Source organism: Penaeicola halotolerans (assembly GCF_016464625.1).
In the GTDB taxonomy this organism is placed as follows: Bacteria; Bacteroidota; Bacteroidia; order Cytophagales; family Cyclobacteriaceae; genus Penaeicola; species Penaeicola halotolerans.
In genome coordinates this window covers 1-273 of the sequence record NZ_JAEAGO010000065.1, presented here as the reverse complement: position 1 = coordinate 273, position 273 = coordinate 1, and the positions used below count along the sequence as shown (strand labels likewise).

Genomic DNA, 273 nt, shown 5'->3' with positions numbered 1-273 from the left:
GGACCACCATGGTGACCATGACCGTCTGCTTCAGTCGTTTGTCATGGCTTACTATCTCAGGGACCACCATGATGACCATGTTAATTTATTGCAGCAGTTCATCAAAGCTGATTATCACGGCGACCACCATTCTGACCCTGACAGTGAACTACAGCATTCCTTCAAACCTGACTATCGTATTGACCACCATGGTGACCAGGACAGTGAACTACAGCTGTCCATCAAGGCTGACTATCACCGTGAACACCATGGTGACCGTGAGAGTCATCTTCA

Annotated in this window: 1 protein-coding gene; it reads left to right on the top strand. The window is 48.4% G+C overall.

The window, feature by feature from the left end:
• Positions 1-43: 43 nt before the first annotated feature.
• A partial coding sequence (locus tag I5349_RS13740; protein ID WP_226391351.1) for an ATP-binding protein occupies positions 44-273 on the top strand: 230 nt, incomplete at its 3' end.